The 15487-nt window shown below is 64.1% G+C and carries 18 protein-coding genes; 7 read left to right on the top strand and 11 right to left on the bottom strand.

Annotated elements, in window-relative coordinates; all coding sequences use genetic code 11:
• Nucleotides 1–33 precede the first annotated feature (33 nt).
• From WP12_RS17245 to WP12_RS17230, 4 genes are all read right to left on the bottom strand, one after another.
• The gene (locus tag WP12_RS17245; protein ID WP_046194903.1) at nt 34–843 is read right to left on the bottom strand and encodes a DUF72 domain-containing protein; all 810 of its coding nucleotides are present in this window, start codon (nt 841–843) and stop codon (nt 34–36) included.
• Complete coding sequence (locus tag WP12_RS17240) at nt 843–1193, bottom strand: GFA family protein (RefSeq protein ID WP_046194902.1); 351 nt, start codon at nt 1191–1193, stop codon at nt 843–845. The genes WP12_RS17245 and WP12_RS17240 overlap by 1 nt, the downstream gene beginning before the upstream one ends.
• Nucleotides 1194–1203: 10 nt before the next feature.
• A complete protein-coding gene (locus WP12_RS17235; RefSeq protein WP_046194901.1) occupies nt 1204–1557 on the bottom strand; it encodes a DUF1428 domain-containing protein in 354 nt (117 codons plus the stop codon).
• A 74-nt stretch (nt 1558–1631) separates the two neighbouring features.
• Entirely contained in the window at nt 1632–2528 is an 897-nt protein-coding gene (locus WP12_RS17230; protein ID WP_046194900.1) for a LysR family transcriptional regulator, read from the bottom strand.
• 94 nt (nt 2529–2622) lie between these two features.
• On the opposite strand from WP12_RS17230, the gene WP12_RS17225 reads away from it, so the two are divergent.
• Entirely contained in the window at nt 2623–3780 is a 1158-nt protein-coding gene (locus WP12_RS17225) for an acyl-CoA dehydrogenase family protein (protein WP_046194899.1), read from the top strand.
• Nucleotides 3777–5378 carry a carboxyl transferase domain-containing protein gene (locus WP12_RS17220; protein WP_046194898.1) on the top strand — a complete coding sequence of 534 codons (1602 nt, stop codon included), beginning with the start codon at nt 3777–3779 and terminating at the stop codon, nt 5376–5378. The genes WP12_RS17225 and WP12_RS17220 overlap by 4 nt, the downstream gene beginning before the upstream one ends.
• 14 nt (nt 5379–5392) lie before the next feature.
• Here WP12_RS17220 and WP12_RS17215 read toward each other — a convergent pair whose 3' ends face one another.
• Complete coding sequence (locus tag WP12_RS17215; protein ID WP_046194897.1) at nt 5393–5800, bottom strand: endonuclease domain-containing protein; 408 nt, start codon at nt 5798–5800, stop codon at nt 5393–5395.
• A 64-nt stretch (nt 5801–5864) separates the two neighbouring features.
• Here WP12_RS17215 and WP12_RS17210 point away from each other — a divergent pair, with 64 nt between their 5' ends.
• Nucleotides 5865–7733 carry an acetyl/propionyl/methylcrotonyl-CoA carboxylase subunit alpha gene (locus tag WP12_RS17210; RefSeq protein WP_046194896.1) on the top strand — a complete coding sequence of 623 codons (1869 nt, stop codon included), beginning with the start codon at nt 5865–5867 and terminating at the stop codon, nt 7731–7733.
• A gap of 375 nt (nt 7734–8108) precedes the next feature.
• The gene (locus tag WP12_RS17205) at nt 8109–8300 is read left to right on the top strand and encodes a hypothetical protein (RefSeq protein ID WP_046194895.1); all 192 of its coding nucleotides are present in this window, start codon (nt 8109–8111) and stop codon (nt 8298–8300) included.
• 69 nt (nt 8301–8369) lie between these two features.
• Here the strand turns inward: WP12_RS17205 and WP12_RS17200 are convergent, their stop codons facing one another.
• Together WP12_RS17200 and WP12_RS17195 are read right to left on the bottom strand one after the other, a co-directional pair.
• Nucleotides 8370–9539: a GAF domain-containing sensor histidine kinase gene (locus WP12_RS17200; RefSeq protein WP_046194894.1), complete on the bottom strand. Its 1170-nt coding sequence runs from the start codon at nt 9537–9539 to the stop codon at nt 8370–8372.
• Nucleotides 9540–9599: 60 nt separating this feature from the next.
• Nucleotides 9600–10421 (bottom strand): PEP-CTERM sorting domain-containing protein, encoded by an 822-nt coding sequence (locus tag WP12_RS17195; RefSeq protein ID WP_235399183.1) that lies wholly within the window; start codon nt 10419–10421, stop codon nt 9600–9602.
• Nucleotides 10422–10757: 336 nt separating this feature from the next.
• On the opposite strand from WP12_RS17195, the gene WP12_RS17190 reads away from it, so the two are divergent.
• Nucleotides 10758–11594 (top strand): hypothetical protein, encoded by an 837-nt coding sequence (locus WP12_RS17190; protein WP_235399182.1) that lies wholly within the window; start codon nt 10758–10760, stop codon nt 11592–11594.
• A 225-nt stretch (nt 11595–11819) separates the two neighbouring features.
• Here WP12_RS17190 and WP12_RS17185 read toward each other — a convergent pair whose 3' ends face one another.
• Nucleotides 11820–12458, bottom strand: a complete 639-nt coding sequence (locus WP12_RS17185; protein WP_046194892.1) for a hypothetical protein — start codon at nt 12456–12458, stop codon at nt 11820–11822.
• 58 nt (nt 12459–12516) lie between these two features.
• Nucleotides 12517–13314 (bottom strand): Mom family adenine methylcarbamoylation protein, encoded by a 798-nt coding sequence (locus WP12_RS17180; protein WP_200894543.1) that lies wholly within the window; start codon nt 13312–13314, stop codon nt 12517–12519.
• Nucleotides 13315–13990: 676 nt separating this feature from the next.
• On the opposite strand from WP12_RS17180, the gene WP12_RS17175 reads away from it, so the two are divergent.
• Both WP12_RS17175 and WP12_RS17170 read left to right on the top strand, forming a co-directional pair.
• Nucleotides 13991–14173, top strand: a complete 183-nt coding sequence (locus WP12_RS17175; protein WP_046194891.1) for a type II toxin-antitoxin system HicA family toxin — start codon at nt 13991–13993, stop codon at nt 14171–14173.
• A 22-nt stretch (nt 14174–14195) separates the two neighbouring features.
• Entirely contained in the window at nt 14196–14588 is a 393-nt protein-coding gene (locus WP12_RS17170) for a type II toxin-antitoxin system HicB family antitoxin (RefSeq protein ID WP_046194890.1), read from the top strand.
• Here WP12_RS17170 and WP12_RS17165 read toward each other — a convergent pair.
• Nucleotides 14582–15067: a hypothetical protein gene (locus tag WP12_RS17165; RefSeq protein WP_046194889.1), complete on the bottom strand. Its 486-nt coding sequence runs from the start codon at nt 15065–15067 to the stop codon at nt 14582–14584. The genes WP12_RS17170 and WP12_RS17165 overlap by 7 nt on opposite strands.
• Nucleotides 15067–15450, bottom strand: a complete 384-nt coding sequence (locus tag WP12_RS17160) for a hypothetical protein (RefSeq protein WP_046194888.1) — start codon at nt 15448–15450, stop codon at nt 15067–15069. Before WP12_RS17160 ends, WP12_RS17165 begins: the two co-directional genes overlap by 1 nt.
• Between the last annotated feature and the right edge of the window lie 37 nt (nt 15451–15487).

Genomic DNA, 15487 nt, shown 5'->3' with positions numbered 1-15487 from the left:
GATGTTCGGCTCGGCCGACCGTGACAAATGCAGTCAGGACAATTGCGCGATCAGCGCCTGCGCCGCAGCCGGGTTGCGCTCCTTCGCGCCGCTGATGAAGAAGACAAAGGCGTCGCGCGCCGCCGCCGGTGACGGCGGCTCCGTAACATAGGGCAGGCCGGGCGGCGCCTTGCCCCCGGTCCATGCGCGCGTCGCCGCTGCCCAGCGGCTGAGTTCGTCCGCGTCATAGCCGGTCGGTTCATTGCTGCGACTTTGCTGCAATCTCGCATAGACGAAGGACGCGGTGAGATCGGCGATGCCGGGATAGCTTTCATGGTCGGCGAAAACGATCGCGCAGCCATGGTCGCGCGCCAGATCGACGAACTCTGGACAGACGAAACTGTCGTGCCGCACCTCGAGCGCATGGCGCAGCGCGACGCCTTCCTGCTCCTGCGGCAACAGCTTCAGGAAGCCGGCGAAATCCACTGGGTCAAATTTCTTGGTCGGCATGAATTGCCACAGGACCGGGCCGAGCTTGGGCCCCAGTTCGGCAATGCCCTGATTGAGGAATTTGCCGATCGACTCCGCGCCTTCGGCGAGCACCTTCCGGTTGGTGCAGAAGCGCGACGCCTTGACCGCGAAGACGAAGCCCTCCGGTACGGTTTCCGCCCATTTGGTCCAGCTTTCGCGTTTCTGCGTGCCGTAATAGGTGCCGTTGATCTCGATCGCGGTAAGATGCTCGCTGGCATATTGCAGCTCGCGCGCCTGGGCCAAACCCTTAGGATAGAAATTGTCGCGCCACGGCTCATAGGTCCAGCCGCCGACGCCGACATAGGCTTGCCCGCCTTTCTGGCCGCCCGCCATCAGAAGCTCGCCCCATCGATCTTCTGAATCTCCAACGCCTCCGGATCGATCGTCTCGACGCAGCGCAGATTGACCGCGCGGATCTCGCCGCCGCCGGGCGTCTTACCTTGTGCGAAGGGCTGGGTGCCGCAGGTCGTGCAGAAGCAATGCTCGATGGCATGCCTGTAGAAGAGATAGCTCTTTAGATCGTCCTCGCCGCGCAGCAGCGTGAACTGATCGACCGGAAAGAAGGCAAGCAGGAAGCCCTTGCGCCGGCAGTGCGAGCAATTGCACTGCATCGCTTTCGCCGGGGGATCGGCCTCCACCGCGAACGCCACCTTGCCGCAATGACAGCTTCCTTCAAACGCCATTCTATCCCCCTCAGCTTTCGACGATGGTCCTGAACCCACCATAGATCATGCGTTTGCCATCGAACGGCATATTTTCCATGCCGTCCTTCATCCGCGGGTCGTCCATCACCTTCTTCATGATCGCATCACGCGATTCGCGCGACTCATAGGTGATCCAGGAGAAGACGACGGTCTCGTCGTCCTTGAGCTGAACCGCGCGCGGGAAGCTGGTCAACTCGCCCGGCGAGACGTCGTCGGCCAGCGCTTCGACATAGGATAGGGCGCCCAGCTCCATCCACACGTCCCGCGCAGTTTCCGCCATCTTGATATAGGCGTCGATCTTGTCCCGGGGCACGGCGACAATGAAACCGTCGACATAGGCCATGACACTCTCCTCTCCTCGTTCATGCGCGCATCAACGCGCCGCACGCAGCAAGGACGGACCCGGATGGGCCAATCCTACACAGGGTGGCGCGCAAACCCATCGGCTGAACGGTTTTCGACGGCCTCGGCGAGCAGTGTCAGCGCTTTGCGGCCACGCAGCCGCGCATCGGCATGGGTGCCGAAGAGCAACCCGATCTCGCGGGTGAAAGGAAAATCGGCTAGGCGCGGACGCACGACGCCGGGCGCGTGGAAACAATCGGGCATGACGGTCAGCCCAAGCCCGGCGCGGACCAGCCGCAGCGCGCGATCATCGCTGGTGACCCGCGCGGGGAAAAAGGGCCGCACGCCCCGCGCGGTGAAATAGCGGCTGGTGTCGGACAGCAGTTCGCAATACCGCCGCACGATCATCGGCTCGCCCGCCAGATCGGCGCCGTCGATAAGGTCGCGGCCGGCAAGCGGATGCGTCGCCGCCATCGCCAGAGCATAGCCTTCGCTGAACAGCCGTTCCGCCGGGAAGCGCACATCGTCACGGACCACAGTCAACGCCGCATCGAGGCTACCGCGCGCCAGCCGCTCGGTCAGGTCGCGCTCGCGCGCCTCGATGAACTCGACCCGCTCGCCAGCCCCGCTATCGCGCAGAGCGACGGCATAATCCTCGATCCATGCCGACGGTATCGAAGACAATATCCCCAGTCGAATCGTCGTCTGGGTAGACGCCTGCTGCACATCGCGCTCTGCCGCCGCAAACTCGGCTTCGATCCGGCGCGCATGCCCCGCCAGCTGCACCGCGGCCTCGGTCAGTTCGACCCGCCGGTTGGTGCGGTTGAACAAGGGGCGGCCGAGCAGCGTTTCCAGTTTGGCGATGCCCGCCGAGAGCGTCGGCTGAGAGACGTTGCAATAGGCGGCGGCTTTCGAGAAATTGCCTTGGTCGATCACCGCCAGGAAATAGCGCAGGAGATAGCGGTCGATCATAGGTGATATCTATGATGTTCCACGGTTTATTTCAATTTTTCTTATGATCGCTCCCGGCTTATCAGGGGACGACAACCGCGCTGGAGAGGCAGGCATGGCAGATTTCGACTTCGGGCTCGGCGAAATGGCCGACACCATCAGGGACTCGACGGCGCGCTTCGCCGCCGACCGCATCGCGCCGCTTGCCGCGAAGATCGACGCCGACGACTGGTTCCCGACCGAGCTGTGGCCCGAAATGGGCGCGCTGGGCCTGCATGGTATCACCGTCGCGGAAGAGGATGGCGGCCTCGGCCTCGGCTATCTCGAACATGTCGTGGCGCAGGAGGAAGTTGCCCGCGCCTCGGCATCGATCGGCCTGTCCTATGGCGCGCACTCGAACTTGTGCGTCAACCAGATCCGCCGCTGGGCCAATGCCGAGCAGAAGGCGAAATATCTCCCCAAGCTGATCTCGGGCGAGCATGTCGGCAGCCTCGCCATGTCCGAGGCGGGGGCCGGATCGGACGTGGTCTCGATGAAGCTCAAGGCCGAGAAGAAGGGCGACCGCTACATCCTCAACGGCACCAAATTCTGGATCACCAACGCGACCTATGCCGACACGCTGGTCGTCTATGCCAAGACCGGCGGCAGCGACGACAAGCCGTCGCGCGCGATCACCACCTTTATCATCGAGAAGGGGATGAAGGGTTTTTCGATCGGGCAGAAGATCGAAAAGGTCGGGATGCGCGGCTCGCCCACCGCCGAACTGGTGTTCGACGATTGTGAGGTTCCCGAGGAGAATGTGATGGGCCCGGTCGGCGGCGGCGTCGGCGTCCTGATGTCGGGGCTCGACTATGAGCGCACCGTGCTCGCCGGCATCCAGCTCGGCATCATGCAGGCCTGTCTCGACACCGTCTTGCCCTATGTCCGCGAGCGCAAGCAGTTCGGCCAGCCGATCGGCGCGTTTCAGCTGATGCAGGCGAAAATCGCCGACATGTATGTCGCGCTCAATTCGGCGCGCGCCTATGTCTATGCGGTGGCGCGCAACTGCGATGCCGGGCGGACGACCCGCTTCGACGCGGCGGGCGCGATTCTCCTCGCCAGCGAGAATGCGGTGAAGGTCGCCAATGAGGCGGTGCAGGCGCTGGGCGGCGCGGGCTATACGAAGGACTGGCCGGTCGAGCGCTACATGCGCGACGCCAAGCTGCTCGACATCGGCGCGGGGACCAACGAGATTCGCCGCATGCTGATCGGCCGCGAGCTGATCGCCGCATGACCCGCCTCGCCTCCCTCGCCGACCCCGCCAGCGAAGGCTTCGCCGCCAATGCCGCGCATAATCGCGCGCTGGCGGACGAGCTGCGCGACCGCGTCGCCACCGCCGCACTCGGCGGATCGGAGGCGCATCGCGAGCGCCACGTGTCGCGCGGCAAGCTGCTGCCGCGCGACCGCGTCCACCGCCTGCTCGACCCCGGTTCACCCTTCCTCGAAATCGGCCAGCTCGCCGCCAACGGCATGTATGACGATCAGGGCGGCCCCGCGGGTGCGGGGGTGATCGCCGGCGTCGGCCGGGTTCAGGGCCGCGAATGCTTGATCGTCGCCAATGATCCGACGGTGAAGGGCGGCGCCTATTTCCCGATGACGGTGAAGAAGCATCTGCGCGCGCAGGAGATCGCTCGCGAGAACAGGCTGCCGTGCATTTACCTCGTCGATTCCGGCGGCGCGAACCTGCCGCACCAGGCCGAGGTCTTTCCCGACCGCGACCATTTCGGGCGGATCTTCTACAATCAGGCGCAGATGTCGTCGGAGGGCATTCCCCAGATCGCCTGCGTGATGGGCAGCTGCACCGCGGGCGGCGCCTATGTCCCGGCCATGTCCGATGAGACCGTGATCGTCCGCAACCAGGGCACGATCTTCCTCGCCGGCCCGCCGCTGGTAAAGGCCGCGACCGGCGAGGTGATCAGCGCCGAAGAGCTCGGTGGCGCGGAGACGCATGGCCGCAGGTCGGGCGTGGTCGACCATGTCGCCGAGAATGACGAACATGCGCTGCTGATCGTCCGCGACATCGTCGCGACTCTCCAGCCGTCCTCGCCCGCGACCGTCAACCGCGCCGAACCGCGCCCGCCAAAATATGATCCCGCTGAGCTCTACGGGATCGTGCCGCAGGATGTCCGCGCGCCCTATGACGTGCATGAGGTGATCGCGCGGATCGTCGACGGGTCGGACTTCCACGAGTTCAAGGCGCTCTACGGCACCACCCTGGTGTGCGGCTTCGCGCATATCTGGGGCCAGCCGGTCGCGATCCTGGCAAATAACGGCGTGCTCTTCTCGGAAAGTGCGCTCAAGGGCGCGCACTTCATCGAGCTCGCCTGCCAGCGCCGCACTCCGCTGCTGTTCCTCCAGAACATCTCGGGCTTCATGGTCGGCGGCAAATATGAAGCCGAGGGCATCGCCAAGAATGGCGCGAAGCTCGTCACCGCGGTGGCGACCGCGAGCGTGCCGAAGATCACCGTGCTGATCGGCGGCAGCTTCGGCGCGGGCAATTACGGCATGTGCGGCCGCGCCTATCAGCCGCGCTTCCTGTTCAGCTGGCCCAATGCGCGGATCAGCGTGATGGGCGGCGAGCAGGCCGCGTCGGTCCTCGCCACCGTCCACCGCGATGCCGAGAAATGGACGCCCGAGGAGGCCGAAGCCTTCAAGGCCCCGATCCGTCAGAAATATGAGGATGAGGGCAACCCCTATTACGCCACCGCGCGCATGTGGGACGACGGCATCATCGACCCCGCCCAGACCCGCGACGTCCTTGGCCTCGCCCTCTCCACCACGCTGAACGCGCCGATCCCAGAGCGACCGCAGTTCGGCCTGTTCAGGATGTGATGATGAGCGCCAGTTTAAAGTTCCTCCCCGGTACGGGGAGGGGGACCATCCAAAGGATGGTGGAGGGGAATGCGCGACGCGACGGCTTGCATGATATGCTCGACGGCGGCCATCTCGTCCTGAAGAACATCCCTTGCCGGAGTTCGCAGCACGACGATTTTGTGGCCCGCCAGCCAATCGTCGCGACCGGCGTCCCGCTGAGGTCTGTCACCGAAGCTATGACTCTCCCCGTCGATCTCGATAGCCAGCCCTGCCTCAGCGCAGAAAAAATCGAGCGCATAAGGACCGGCCGGATGCTGACGCCTGAATTTGAAGCCGCCGGGCCTCGCGCGCAGCGCCCGCCACAACAACCCTTCGGGCAAGCTCAGCGTTCGCCGCAATTTTCTCGCGCGTTCGATGGTCGTTCGAGATCCGGTGAGCATAGTGCCTTCCCCTCCACCACCCTGCGGGCGGTCCCCTTCCCCGTTCCGGGAGGAACTTCAGCATATGATTAAATCCCTCCTCATCGCCAATCGTGGCGAGATCGCCCGGCGGATCATCCGCACCGCGCGCAAGATGGGCATCCGCACCGTCGCCGTGCACTCGGATGTCGACGCTGGCATGCCCTTCGTCCGCGAGGCCGACGAGGCGGTGTGCATCGGCCCCGCCCCGGCGCGCGAATCCTATCTGGTGCAGGCGAAGATCATCGATGCGGCGAAGGCGACCGGCGCTGAGGCGATCCATCCGGGCTATGGTTTCCTGTCCGAAAATGCCGAGTTCGCCGAGGCGGTCGAGGCCGCCGGGCTGGTGTGGATCGGCGCGCCCGCATCGTCGATCCGCGCGATGGGCCTGAAGGACGCCGCGAAGAAGCTGATGATCGCGGCAGGCGTGCCCGTCACACCCGGATATATGGGTGACGATCAGTCGCCAGAGCATCTTCAGGCGGAAGCCGACCGGATCGGCTATCCGGTGCTGATCAAGGCGGTCGCGGGCGGCGGAGGCAAGGGCATGCGCAAGGTCGATGCTGCGCAGCATTTTGCCGACGCGCTCCTCTCCTGCCAGCGCGAGGCGGCCTCGTCCTTCGGCGACGATCGCGTGCTGATCGAGAAGTATATCCTTGGGCCCCGCCATATCGAGGTGCAGGTCTTCGGCGACAAGCGGGGCAATGTCGTCCATCTGTTCGAGCGCGACTGCTCGCTCCAGCGCCGCCATCAGAAGGTGATCGAGGAAGCCCCCGCCCCCGGCATGGATGAGGCGACCCGCGCTGCCGTCTGCGACGCCGCCGTCAAGGCGGCGAAGGCGGTCGACTATGTCGGCGCGGGGACGATCGAGTTCATCGCCGACGCATCGGAAGGCCTGCGTCCCGACCGCATCTGGTTCATGGAGATGAACACCCGGCTTCAGGTCGAGCATCCCGTCACCGAGATGATCACCGGCCAGGATCTGGTCGAGTGGCAGATCCGCGTCGCGAGCGGCGAACCCCTGCCCAAGCGGCAGGAGCAGCTTTCGATCAACGGCTGGGCGATGGAAGCACGGCTCTACGCCGAGAACCCGTCGGTCGGTTTCCTGCCCTCGACCGGCCCGCTCGACCGGCTGAAATTTCCGCGCGGCGTCCGCGTCGACAGCGGCGTCGAGGAAGGCGGCGAGGTATCGCCCTTCTACGATCCGATGATCGCCAAACTGATCGTCGCCGCACCCACCCGTCGCGCCGCCGCCGCCAAACTCGCCCACGCCGCAAGCCGGGTTGAGGTCTGGCCGGTGCGTACCAATGCCGCCTTTCTCGCGCGCGCCGCATCCGACCCCGATTTCGTCGCGGGCAATATCGACACAGGCTTCATCGAGCGACACGCCGACCGGCTGGTGCCCGCCGCCGAGCCGTCCGAGGCGGTGAAGCAGGCCGCCGCCCGCGCGCTGCTGCCCGCCGCGACCGATGCGTGGGGGGCGCTTTCCGGATTTCGATCCAACGCCGCACCCGACCGGCGCGTCGCGGTCGAAATCGCCGGCCATTCGCATCTCGTCACCATCGATGACGCCCCGATCCGTGCGCGTGACCATGTGGTCGGCGACGAAAGGCTGCTGTTCGTCGAAGGCGAGGCCTGGCCGTTCGAGACGCCGCGCGCCGACCATGCGGGCGGCGGCGGTGCGGTCTCCGACGGCGCGATCCTTGCGCCGATGCCGGGCAAGGTGATCGCGATCGAGGTCGCCGAGGGCGACAGCGTAATCAAAGGCCAGAAGCTGCTGGTGCTCGAGGCGATGAAGATGGAGCAGGCGATGCTCGCGCCGTTCGACGGGGTGGTCGCCGAACTCAAGGTCAACACGGGCGGGCAGGTGTCCGAAGGGACGATGCTGGTAAGGGTCGAAAAGGCGGAAGGCTGACCGGTCGCTTCGGCGGACGCCGGAGCGACGCCTAGATCAGCTTAGCCCCGATCCGCGCCTTCGACCCCTGCTCATAGGCATAGCCGAGACTGAGCAGCCGGGCTTCCGACCAGGCCGGACCGAACGGTGGGCGGCATGGCCGGACCGACCAGCGCGATCACCGCATATTCGGATCGCCGCCCCTTTCGAAGCCTCGGCCTTCGAACAGATCCTGCGCGCCCGGTATCCCGAGCGCAAGCATAGCCGGGAACAGCGCGCGCCCTGCGGGGTTCAGTGCAATGAACAATGGGAGAATAGTCATGGGCCGCAATGTAACCCTGAGCGTCGGCGCGCTCGTCCTCATCCTGATCGTCGTCGCGATGATCTTCTAACATCATGAGGATCGCCCTCCAGGCGTTGTGCGCCATGATCGGCGCGGCTTTGCTGGTGCTTCTGTTCATGGCGACGCTCGATGTCCGCAGCATGCTATGGCCGTTGCTTGCCTATGCCTTTCTCACCACATGGGCGCTGCTGACCGTCGTCGTGCGCCGGATAATGGGCGAGGCCGAGCCTTCCGACACCTACTGATGCCCTATCTTCCACGTCGGGCATGGCCCCACCGGTCGTGATTCCGTCGGCAGGCTTGGAGCCAGTCCGTTAGGCGATTGGCATCCTGAACAGGAATACCGTCTCGTTCCCGTCGGAGGAAGCGGTCAGCGTACCGCCATGCGCCTGCGCGATCTGCGAAGCGATGTAGAGTCCGAGGCCGAGCCCTTGAAGACTCGGCTTCACCTCGCCGCGAGCGAAGGGCGTGAACAGCTTGTCCATCGCGGCAGGTGAGATCGGGTCGCCGCCATTGACGATGCGCAGTTCCAGGTGACCGTCGGCCACTCGCGCCTCGACGCGGATCGGCATATCGGGCGAACCATGGACGATCGCATTGCCGAGCAGATTGGAAAAGAGCTGGCCAAGCCGACCATGGTCGGCGTCGACTTCTTCGGTCATGGTGATGGTCGTCTTGATCGTCCGGCCGGGATGGCTCGAGCTGAACTCGGCGACGATCTGGTCGAGCATGTCGCGCAGCGGGCGGCGCGAGCGTTCGAGGGCGATGCCGCCGCCCAGCCGGCCGCGCGCGAAGTCCATCACATTGTCGATGATGCCAGCCATGCGCAGCACCGCATCATCGATCATGCCGATGATCTTCACGCCGCGCGCGCTCAGCTGTTCGGCGCCCAGCAGCCGCATGCCGCTCTGGATGGCGGCGAGCGGATTGCGCAGGTCATGACCGAGCACGGCGATGAACTGCTCACGCAGTGCCGACGCCTCCTGCTCGCCCAGCAGGGCATGCCGGCTATCGATCAGCCTCCGGCCCGCCTCGATATGCTGGCCGATCATCTCGGCAAACAATCTGAACATATTGACGATGTGGGGCCGGCTCACCTGCGCGGGGCGGGGATCGATCGCACAAAGCGTGCCGAAGAAGCTGCCGTCCGAAAGGATGATCGGCATCGAGATATAGCTTTGCAGGCCGTAGATTTCCGGCGTGTGGTGATCGCGATAGCGCGGATCCGCGGCGACATTGTCGATGATCACCGGCTCGCGGTGATCACGGATCTCGTTGCAGATCGTCGTCTCGACCTTGAGCTCGCTACCAGGGACCAGGCCGAAACCGATATCGTCACGCACGCTACAAGCGACCCAGCGGTCTTCGGTGACGCGGGCAACCGCCGCGAAGCCCATGCCGGTCGCCTGACACACGACCTCCAAAATCGAAGGCACGGCCTTGATCCCGTCGAGCAGGCGAATATCGTCGGTAAAATCCTTCACGCCACCGGCCTATACGGGCCGCGTGCCGTCCACCATCTTAAACTGCACAGTTCTTCCGCGTTAGACCGCCGAAAGCATGGCGGCGCGCGTGCGGCGGCGGCGCAGGCTCATGCCGATAATACCGAAGCCGAGCAGCAGCGTCATCCACGTCGCGGGATCGGGCGCGGCGCTCACCGTGCCATAAGCGCCGGTGAGCGAAACGCTGTCGAGCAGCGAGAAGGGCGGCTGGCCGGCGGGGGTGCCCTGCGCCAGGAAGTAGAGCGTGTCGCTGGTCTGCGTGGCGACGAAATTGTAGGTCTGGCTATACCAGCCGGTGAAGCCGTGGTTGGCGTTGTTGAGCACCGCAGTCTGCGCATTAAGACCCTGATTCTGGAAGCCGAAATACCAGCTGTCGCTCGACGCGCCGTTATAGCCCTTTTCCTGCGCGCCGGCGAAGTTGAAGGTCAGCTGATAGGTCTGGCCGATGATCAGGCCGGCGATCGCCTGGGTCAGCTTGCCCATGTGATAAGCGCCGTCCGAACCGATGAAGTTGCCGCCCGTCGGGCTCGCGGCCAGGCCATTGTTCGCGCCATTGCCGGGGCCCCATAATTTCAGCCGCGCTTCGCCGGGCGAGCCCGTCGTCGACGCGGTGGAGGTGTTGAGGACATAGGTATAGCCGTAATTGCCGCCGCTATCATATTGCGACGTCCAGCCGACGACATTGGTGTTGCGGCGAAGTTGCCCCAGGCCGTTGGTGGTCTGTTCGAAACCGCCATTGACGATGAACTGGTGCGCCGGATCAATCGTGGCATTCGCCGGGCCTGCCGCCAGCATCACCGCCAGCATCCCCCACATCGCCGAGGTGAAGCGCCTTACCGCGCCCATGAACTCAGACTGCACCATTTCAAGTCCCCCAACAACGCCATCGAGGCGCATCGCTCATCAAGCAATTTCCGCGCCATCCGCTGGATATCCTTGTTTTTCAACAGGGTGCGCCGCAAGCTCATTCGCTACTTGGGCCTGAATGTAAGATAGGCCGACACTATTCAATCCGGCTTACCGCCCGGAACTGTAAACTATTGTCGAAGATGATCCCGCGGCTGGCTTCCCCGTGATAATCCGGCCAGCTATACGCTCATGATATCATTTCAGCGGCAACATGCCGTGATCCGGACGCTGGGCTTGCCGCATCTTGCCAGGGAATGGCGGAACGATTTTGGGGATTTGGGGGGAAGTGGCGTGAACAGGCGCACGGGCGAATTTAAGGTTATCGCGATGGCCCTGCTGCTGCTCGCGGGTTGCCAGAAGACCCCGAAGGGGCAGGTGATCGCGATCGTTAACGGCGACGAGATTTCGATCGAGCAGCTTTCCGCCGAAATTCGGGACATAGCCGTGCCTGACAGCATGGATCGCACCCAGCTGCGCAAGGCGATCCTCCAGGGCCTGATCGACCGCCATCTCGAAGTCGAGGAAGCGCGCAAGCGAGGCCTCGACAAGACTCCCGAGTTCGTCTTGCTGAAAAAGCGCAACGAGGAGGAATTGCTCGCCAGCCTGCTGGGGGAAAAGGTCGCGGCGACCGTGCCGATGCCCGTCGACACCGAAATCCGCGACTATATCTACGCCAACCCGCTGCAATTCGCGCGGCGGCAACGGCTGTTCATGGATCAACTCGCCTTCGCTCCGCCGAAGAACCGGGCCAGCCTGTCGGTACTCGCCGACGCCCATTCGATGGACGAGGCGGTGGCGGCGCTCCAGTCGATCGGCATCGTTCCCGCGCGGGGCCAGGGGGTGATCGACACCGGCCAGACCGAACCCGGTGTCGCACGGCAACTCGACGAGGCTCCTGAGGGCGAGCCCATCCTGCTGCCGCAGGGCGACCGGCTGATCGTCGGGGTTATCACCCGACGCGAGCCCATCGCCATGCCGCCCGCCGAGAGCCGACTGGCCGCCGGCCTCGCCGTACGCGGCGCGACCCTGCTGCGCGAGAGCCAGGCCCAGGTCGCCGCTGCGCGCAGCACCGCGAAGATCAGCTACGAACCGGGATATGAGCCGGAAAAGGCACCGGCCGCGAAGTAATTCGCGCGCACATGGCTATCCACAATCTGATCGATACGCCGATCTTTGATTTTGACGGCTGGCGGTCGACGGGAGGCGTTCAGTGCCGACGCGATCGACGCTGCTTGCGGGCAATACTCCGATACGGGAAAGCTCCGTCAGGAGCTAGTTGGAGCGGGCGAAGCCGCTCGCGCAATACAGTACCTTACGAAAGGCCCGGGTTTAGGAGCAAACCTTTCATCGCGTTCAGGGCGAGGGTAGCAGCTTCGTCCGGACGCGATAAACCTGCCCACTCTCGTCGATAAGATCGAACGCCACGCGCAGGGCCTTGCCAGCGGCTCCCAGCTTCCGTTCGATGATCGCATCAATATGGCAATCGGCTGATTGTTTGCCAAAAAGGGTTCCCTTCGAGGAATAGATACTTCCGCCGATCTGCATTGGCGATTGAAAGGACAGAGAAGAGATTTCGGCGGCTCGGATGAACCGGGGACGGCGAATCCGGACCTTGACCACGCGCGCACTTCCCGGTGCCGGGTTGTTTGCGGTTAATGATAGGCGGATCTGGGTGATTGGCTTGGTCGCAGTGCCCCCGTCGGCCCAGAATGATCTTCCTCGGTGATCGTCGCAGATAAAATTAAGCCGGGGGGGCTTGCGCCTACTCTGCCACTCACGAGCAGCCTTTATTCCGAGCGCGACGATCTGGCTGAGGGCAAGGCTGACCGCGAACACCGTAACAACGCCCAACATGGGCCAGTCGCGCGCGGCATCAAGGGGCAGCCCCCTGATGGACGGGCCATAGAGTACGAACAGGCATCCGGCGGCGATCGCACCCGTCAGCCAGAGAGGAATATTCCGGAGAACATCCAGCAGTTTCGGAAAATCCATGGCAAGCCCCCGCACGACGCAGCCACATTATCCATCGTTGCGTCGCCGGAGTCGATCCTTACTCCATGGGAGTGGAGCGGCCCGACGGATTCCCACCGTCCTCACACACCCTGGGCGGGTGCTCGTCGTCTAGACGGGCCGCATAAGCTGGTTTTGGAAAGGGCTGCACCGGATAGCGGCACGCCTTGGCAAATCGCTGTTGAAGGAAGCGCAGATAGCGAAACTGGCGGAGGCGGTGCTTGATCGCCCGCTTGGCGTTGGCGCGGAGATAGGCGGCGCGCGGCGCGCTCGCCGTCCGGCCGTTCGTCATCAGCGAGTCGTGATAGAACTCGCCGTCCAGTTCCCAGAACGTGCCCAGATGTTCGCCGTGGAAGGTAAAGCCGGCGGCTTGATAGACGGTGCCGAACAGGCCGCACCGCTCGTCGGCAAATGACTGGATCCATTTGACGGGCGGCGCGAGGCGGCGAAGCAGCCTGATCGAATAGGCCAAAGCCTTGCTCTCACTGTTGCGCGGCGCGCGATCGTCCAGCCACATTCGATTGAGCTCGCGATATTGTTGCATCAGCGTGCCGGCGACGACGCTGTCGGCCGAAGCCGGGTTCATCGCAAAACCATATTGCATCACGCCGACGAGCTCACGGTCGATCCACACGCCGAAATGCTCGGTCGAGGCGGAATAGACGCGATGGCTGTAGTGCTTGGCGATGATGATCCCGTTGGCGATCTGCCGGTCGAGCAGCGCGACGGCCATCTCCTGATCGCCGAAACCCAGCAGGACGCGATTGCCGAGGAGGTCGGGCGTAGGATCGAACAGATACCCCGCCGCCTCGCCGGCCGCACCGCCGATCGGCGTCATTGAGGCAAGGCGCGGCCATGCAAGCCCCTGCTTTGCGTGCGGTTGCAAACGCGGGCGACACACCTCGGGAAGATCAAAAAGCGGACTCGACTCCATAACGGATGTTCCATATTCGTTCCGCTATCCGGTGCCGGATGGCGGGATGCGACCTGGGCGGCCGCCTGGGGAACATGGTGGGTCTTTTCCACCGGCTGAGGGGCGTTGGCGCGCCCCGGCCCCCGCCTCGGCGGCGTGGGAGTTTCTTGTGTCAAAACGTCCGCCATCCACCCTGCATGATCTGTGCGAACTATACGGCGGCGGGCGGATGCTGGTCCGTTGCTCGAACCGAAATTGTGGGCGGGCGCGCACGTTCGATGTCCGCGAGATCCGCGATCACTGGAAAAAGAGGCGGTGGAGCGACCGTTGGCGCGATCTCCCCCAGCATTTCTACTGCGCAATCTGTCTGTCCCGGCCCGAACGCCCGCAATGGATCGAGCCCGGAACCGGCGGCGGTGCTACCTTGGGCAGCAACGTAGTCGCCCCCGCGGCATGTTTAGCGCCCTTCGGGATAAACCCTGTCGCATGGGCGCTCGCGGCCGACAGCGACCGTGAGAAGCTGATAAAGGCGCGTCGAAATGTGTAATTATTTGCGCATCGATAGTTGACACCTTGCCCGATGATGTGTAGATATTTGCGCATGGAACGGGACAGCAAAAAGATCATCAAGCGCCTCGCCGACGAGGGCTTCGAACTGGTGTCGGTCAAAGGATCGCACCACAAGCTCCGCAAGGGTAGCGTCACGGTGATCGTCCCCCACCCCAAGCGGGACTTGCCGATCGGCACGGCCCGCAGCATCGCAAAGACAGTGGGATGGCTCTAGGCCATCCCCTCGGAGGATCGACATGAAGTATTTTTACGCCGTCGTGCATAAGGATGACGACAGCGCCTATGGCGTCAGCTTTCCCGATCTGCCCGGATGTTTCTCGGCAGCGGATGAACTTGAAGATGTCTTGCCGAACGCAATCGAGGCAATGGAGCTTTGGCTTGAGGATCAGGCGGAGCCGGAGGCCAGCGGCGTAGGCGCGATTCGGGAAGCGACATCGGCCGATCTGGCGGCGGGTGCTTTCCTGATCGCTGTCCCTCGTATGACGGTCAGCGGGAAAGCGACCCGCGTCAATCTTTCACTCGACCGGGGAACACTCGCGGCGATCGATGCCGCCGCGAGCGCACGGAACCTCACCCGCAGCGCCTTCCTTGCGGAAGCCGCTCGCAATGAGATCCAGGGCCGTCATTGATCGGCGCCGAACTTCGCGCCCCATGCCTGCACATTCTGCAGCCTCACGGTATTCTCGGTGCAGATGTCTAGGTCGGTGACAGAAACGACGGCACCCTGATAGGTGACGTCATCGAAGTCGGCGGCGTCGGCAAGGCCGGGCAAAGCCGCCGCTCGGGCGCTACCTTGATCGGCTTGTGGACGCACCCGGCGGAGATAAGCAGCGAGGCGAGCGCGAGCGTCCGCCAATTGGGTAACGAGCGCATCATTGGCGTCCTTCGTATTTCGGGCCTGCGCCTTCTCAGTCCGGCGCGCATGCGCCAGATCCTCGGCGCGCGCCTGTTCGCGGGCGAGCTTCACCTCGGCGACGTCGGCCGCCTTTTGCTCGCTCCGTGCGGTCTGGTCGACGCGCTGGACATAGATCCATGCGCCGACCAGGAGAGCGACGACAAGGCCCGCCTTGAACAGGTACGGGCCTAGCCATCTCATCGCGACCGACATCAGCCGATCGGCTTCGACGGGGTGACGTGCAGCGCGGTCGTCACCAGACCGATCAGCACGGCGGCGACTTCGGCAAGCTGCGCGGGATTGATGCCCTTGGGCGTGATACCGAACAGCACCAGACCGGCGACGATCACACCGATGATCTGCATCCAGATCGTTTTCGACAGCCACCATGCCTTGGCATCAGCCAGAACATTGCCATGGCCGAAGCGAAGGACGGCGGTAACCAGCGTGAAAACGAGCAGACCGAACCCGGCGACCGTGTCGGGGGTGAAACCGGTAGGCAAAGTCACGTGCGCCCAGGTGGCGATCGCGAACAGGATCGCCGCGATCTGCGCCGCGATGATCTTCGGCGGGAACAGTTTCAGGATTGCATCCATGGTCAAACTCCGTGCGTCATAGGCCCGCGCCGCCGAC

The sequence above is a fragment of the Sphingomonas sp. SRS2 genome (assembly GCF_000971055.1).
GTDB lineage: Bacteria > Pseudomonadota > Alphaproteobacteria > Sphingomonadales > Sphingomonadaceae > Rhizorhabdus.
Note: the sequence above shows the minus strand (reverse complement) of the source record. Positions and strands in the feature narration are given on the sequence as shown.

Bases quoted from the DNA above. Each gene is read 5' to 3' on its own strand.
- WP12_RS17230 (WP_046194900.1), bottom strand. From the start codon at position 2,528: ATGATCGACCGCTATCTCCTGCGCTATTTCCTGGCGGTGATCGACCAA.
- WP12_RS17185 (WP_046194892.1), bottom strand. From the start codon at position 12,458: ATGGATTTTCCGAAACTGCTGGATGTTCTCCGGAATATTCCTCTCTGG.
- WP12_RS17210 (WP_046194896.1), top strand. From the start codon at position 5,865: ATGATTAAATCCCTCCTCATCGCCAATCGTGGCGAGATCGCCCGGCGG.
- WP12_RS17235 (WP_046194901.1), bottom strand. From the start codon at position 1,557: ATGGCCTATGTCGACGGTTTCATTGTCGCCGTGCCCCGGGACAAGATC.
- WP12_RS17220 (WP_046194898.1), top strand. From the start codon at position 3,777: ATGACCCGCCTCGCCTCCCTCGCCGACCCCGCCAGCGAAGGCTTCGCC.
- WP12_RS17225 (WP_046194899.1), top strand. From the start codon at position 2,623: ATGGCAGATTTCGACTTCGGGCTCGGCGAAATGGCCGACACCATCAGG.
- WP12_RS17195 (WP_235399183.1), bottom strand. From the start codon at position 10,421: ATGGTGCAGTCTGAGTTCATGGGCGCGGTAAGGCGCTTCACCTCGGCG.
- WP12_RS17215 (WP_046194897.1), bottom strand. From the start codon at position 5,800: ATGCTCACCGGATCTCGAACGACCATCGAACGCGCGAGAAAATTGCGG.
- WP12_RS17175 (WP_046194891.1), top strand. From the start codon at position 13,991: ATGGAACGGGACAGCAAAAAGATCATCAAGCGCCTCGCCGACGAGGGC.
- WP12_RS17170 (WP_046194890.1), top strand. From the start codon at position 14,196: ATGAAGTATTTTTACGCCGTCGTGCATAAGGATGACGACAGCGCCTAT.
- WP12_RS17165 (WP_046194889.1), bottom strand. From the start codon at position 15,067: ATGTCGGTCGCGATGAGATGGCTAGGCCCGTACCTGTTCAAGGCGGGC.
- WP12_RS17180 (WP_200894543.1), bottom strand. From the start codon at position 13,314: ATGACGCCGATCGGCGGTGCGGCCGGCGAGGCGGCGGGGTATCTGTTC.
- WP12_RS17205 (WP_046194895.1), top strand. From the start codon at position 8,109: ATGAGGATCGCCCTCCAGGCGTTGTGCGCCATGATCGGCGCGGCTTTG.
- WP12_RS17240 (WP_046194902.1), bottom strand. From the start codon at position 1,193: ATGGCGTTTGAAGGAAGCTGTCATTGCGGCAAGGTGGCGTTCGCGGTG.
- WP12_RS17160 (WP_046194888.1), bottom strand. From the start codon at position 15,450: ATGGATGCAATCCTGAAACTGTTCCCGCCGAAGATCATCGCGGCGCAG.
- WP12_RS17245 (WP_046194903.1), bottom strand. From the start codon at position 843: ATGGCGGGCGGCCAGAAAGGCGGGCAAGCCTATGTCGGCGTCGGCGGC.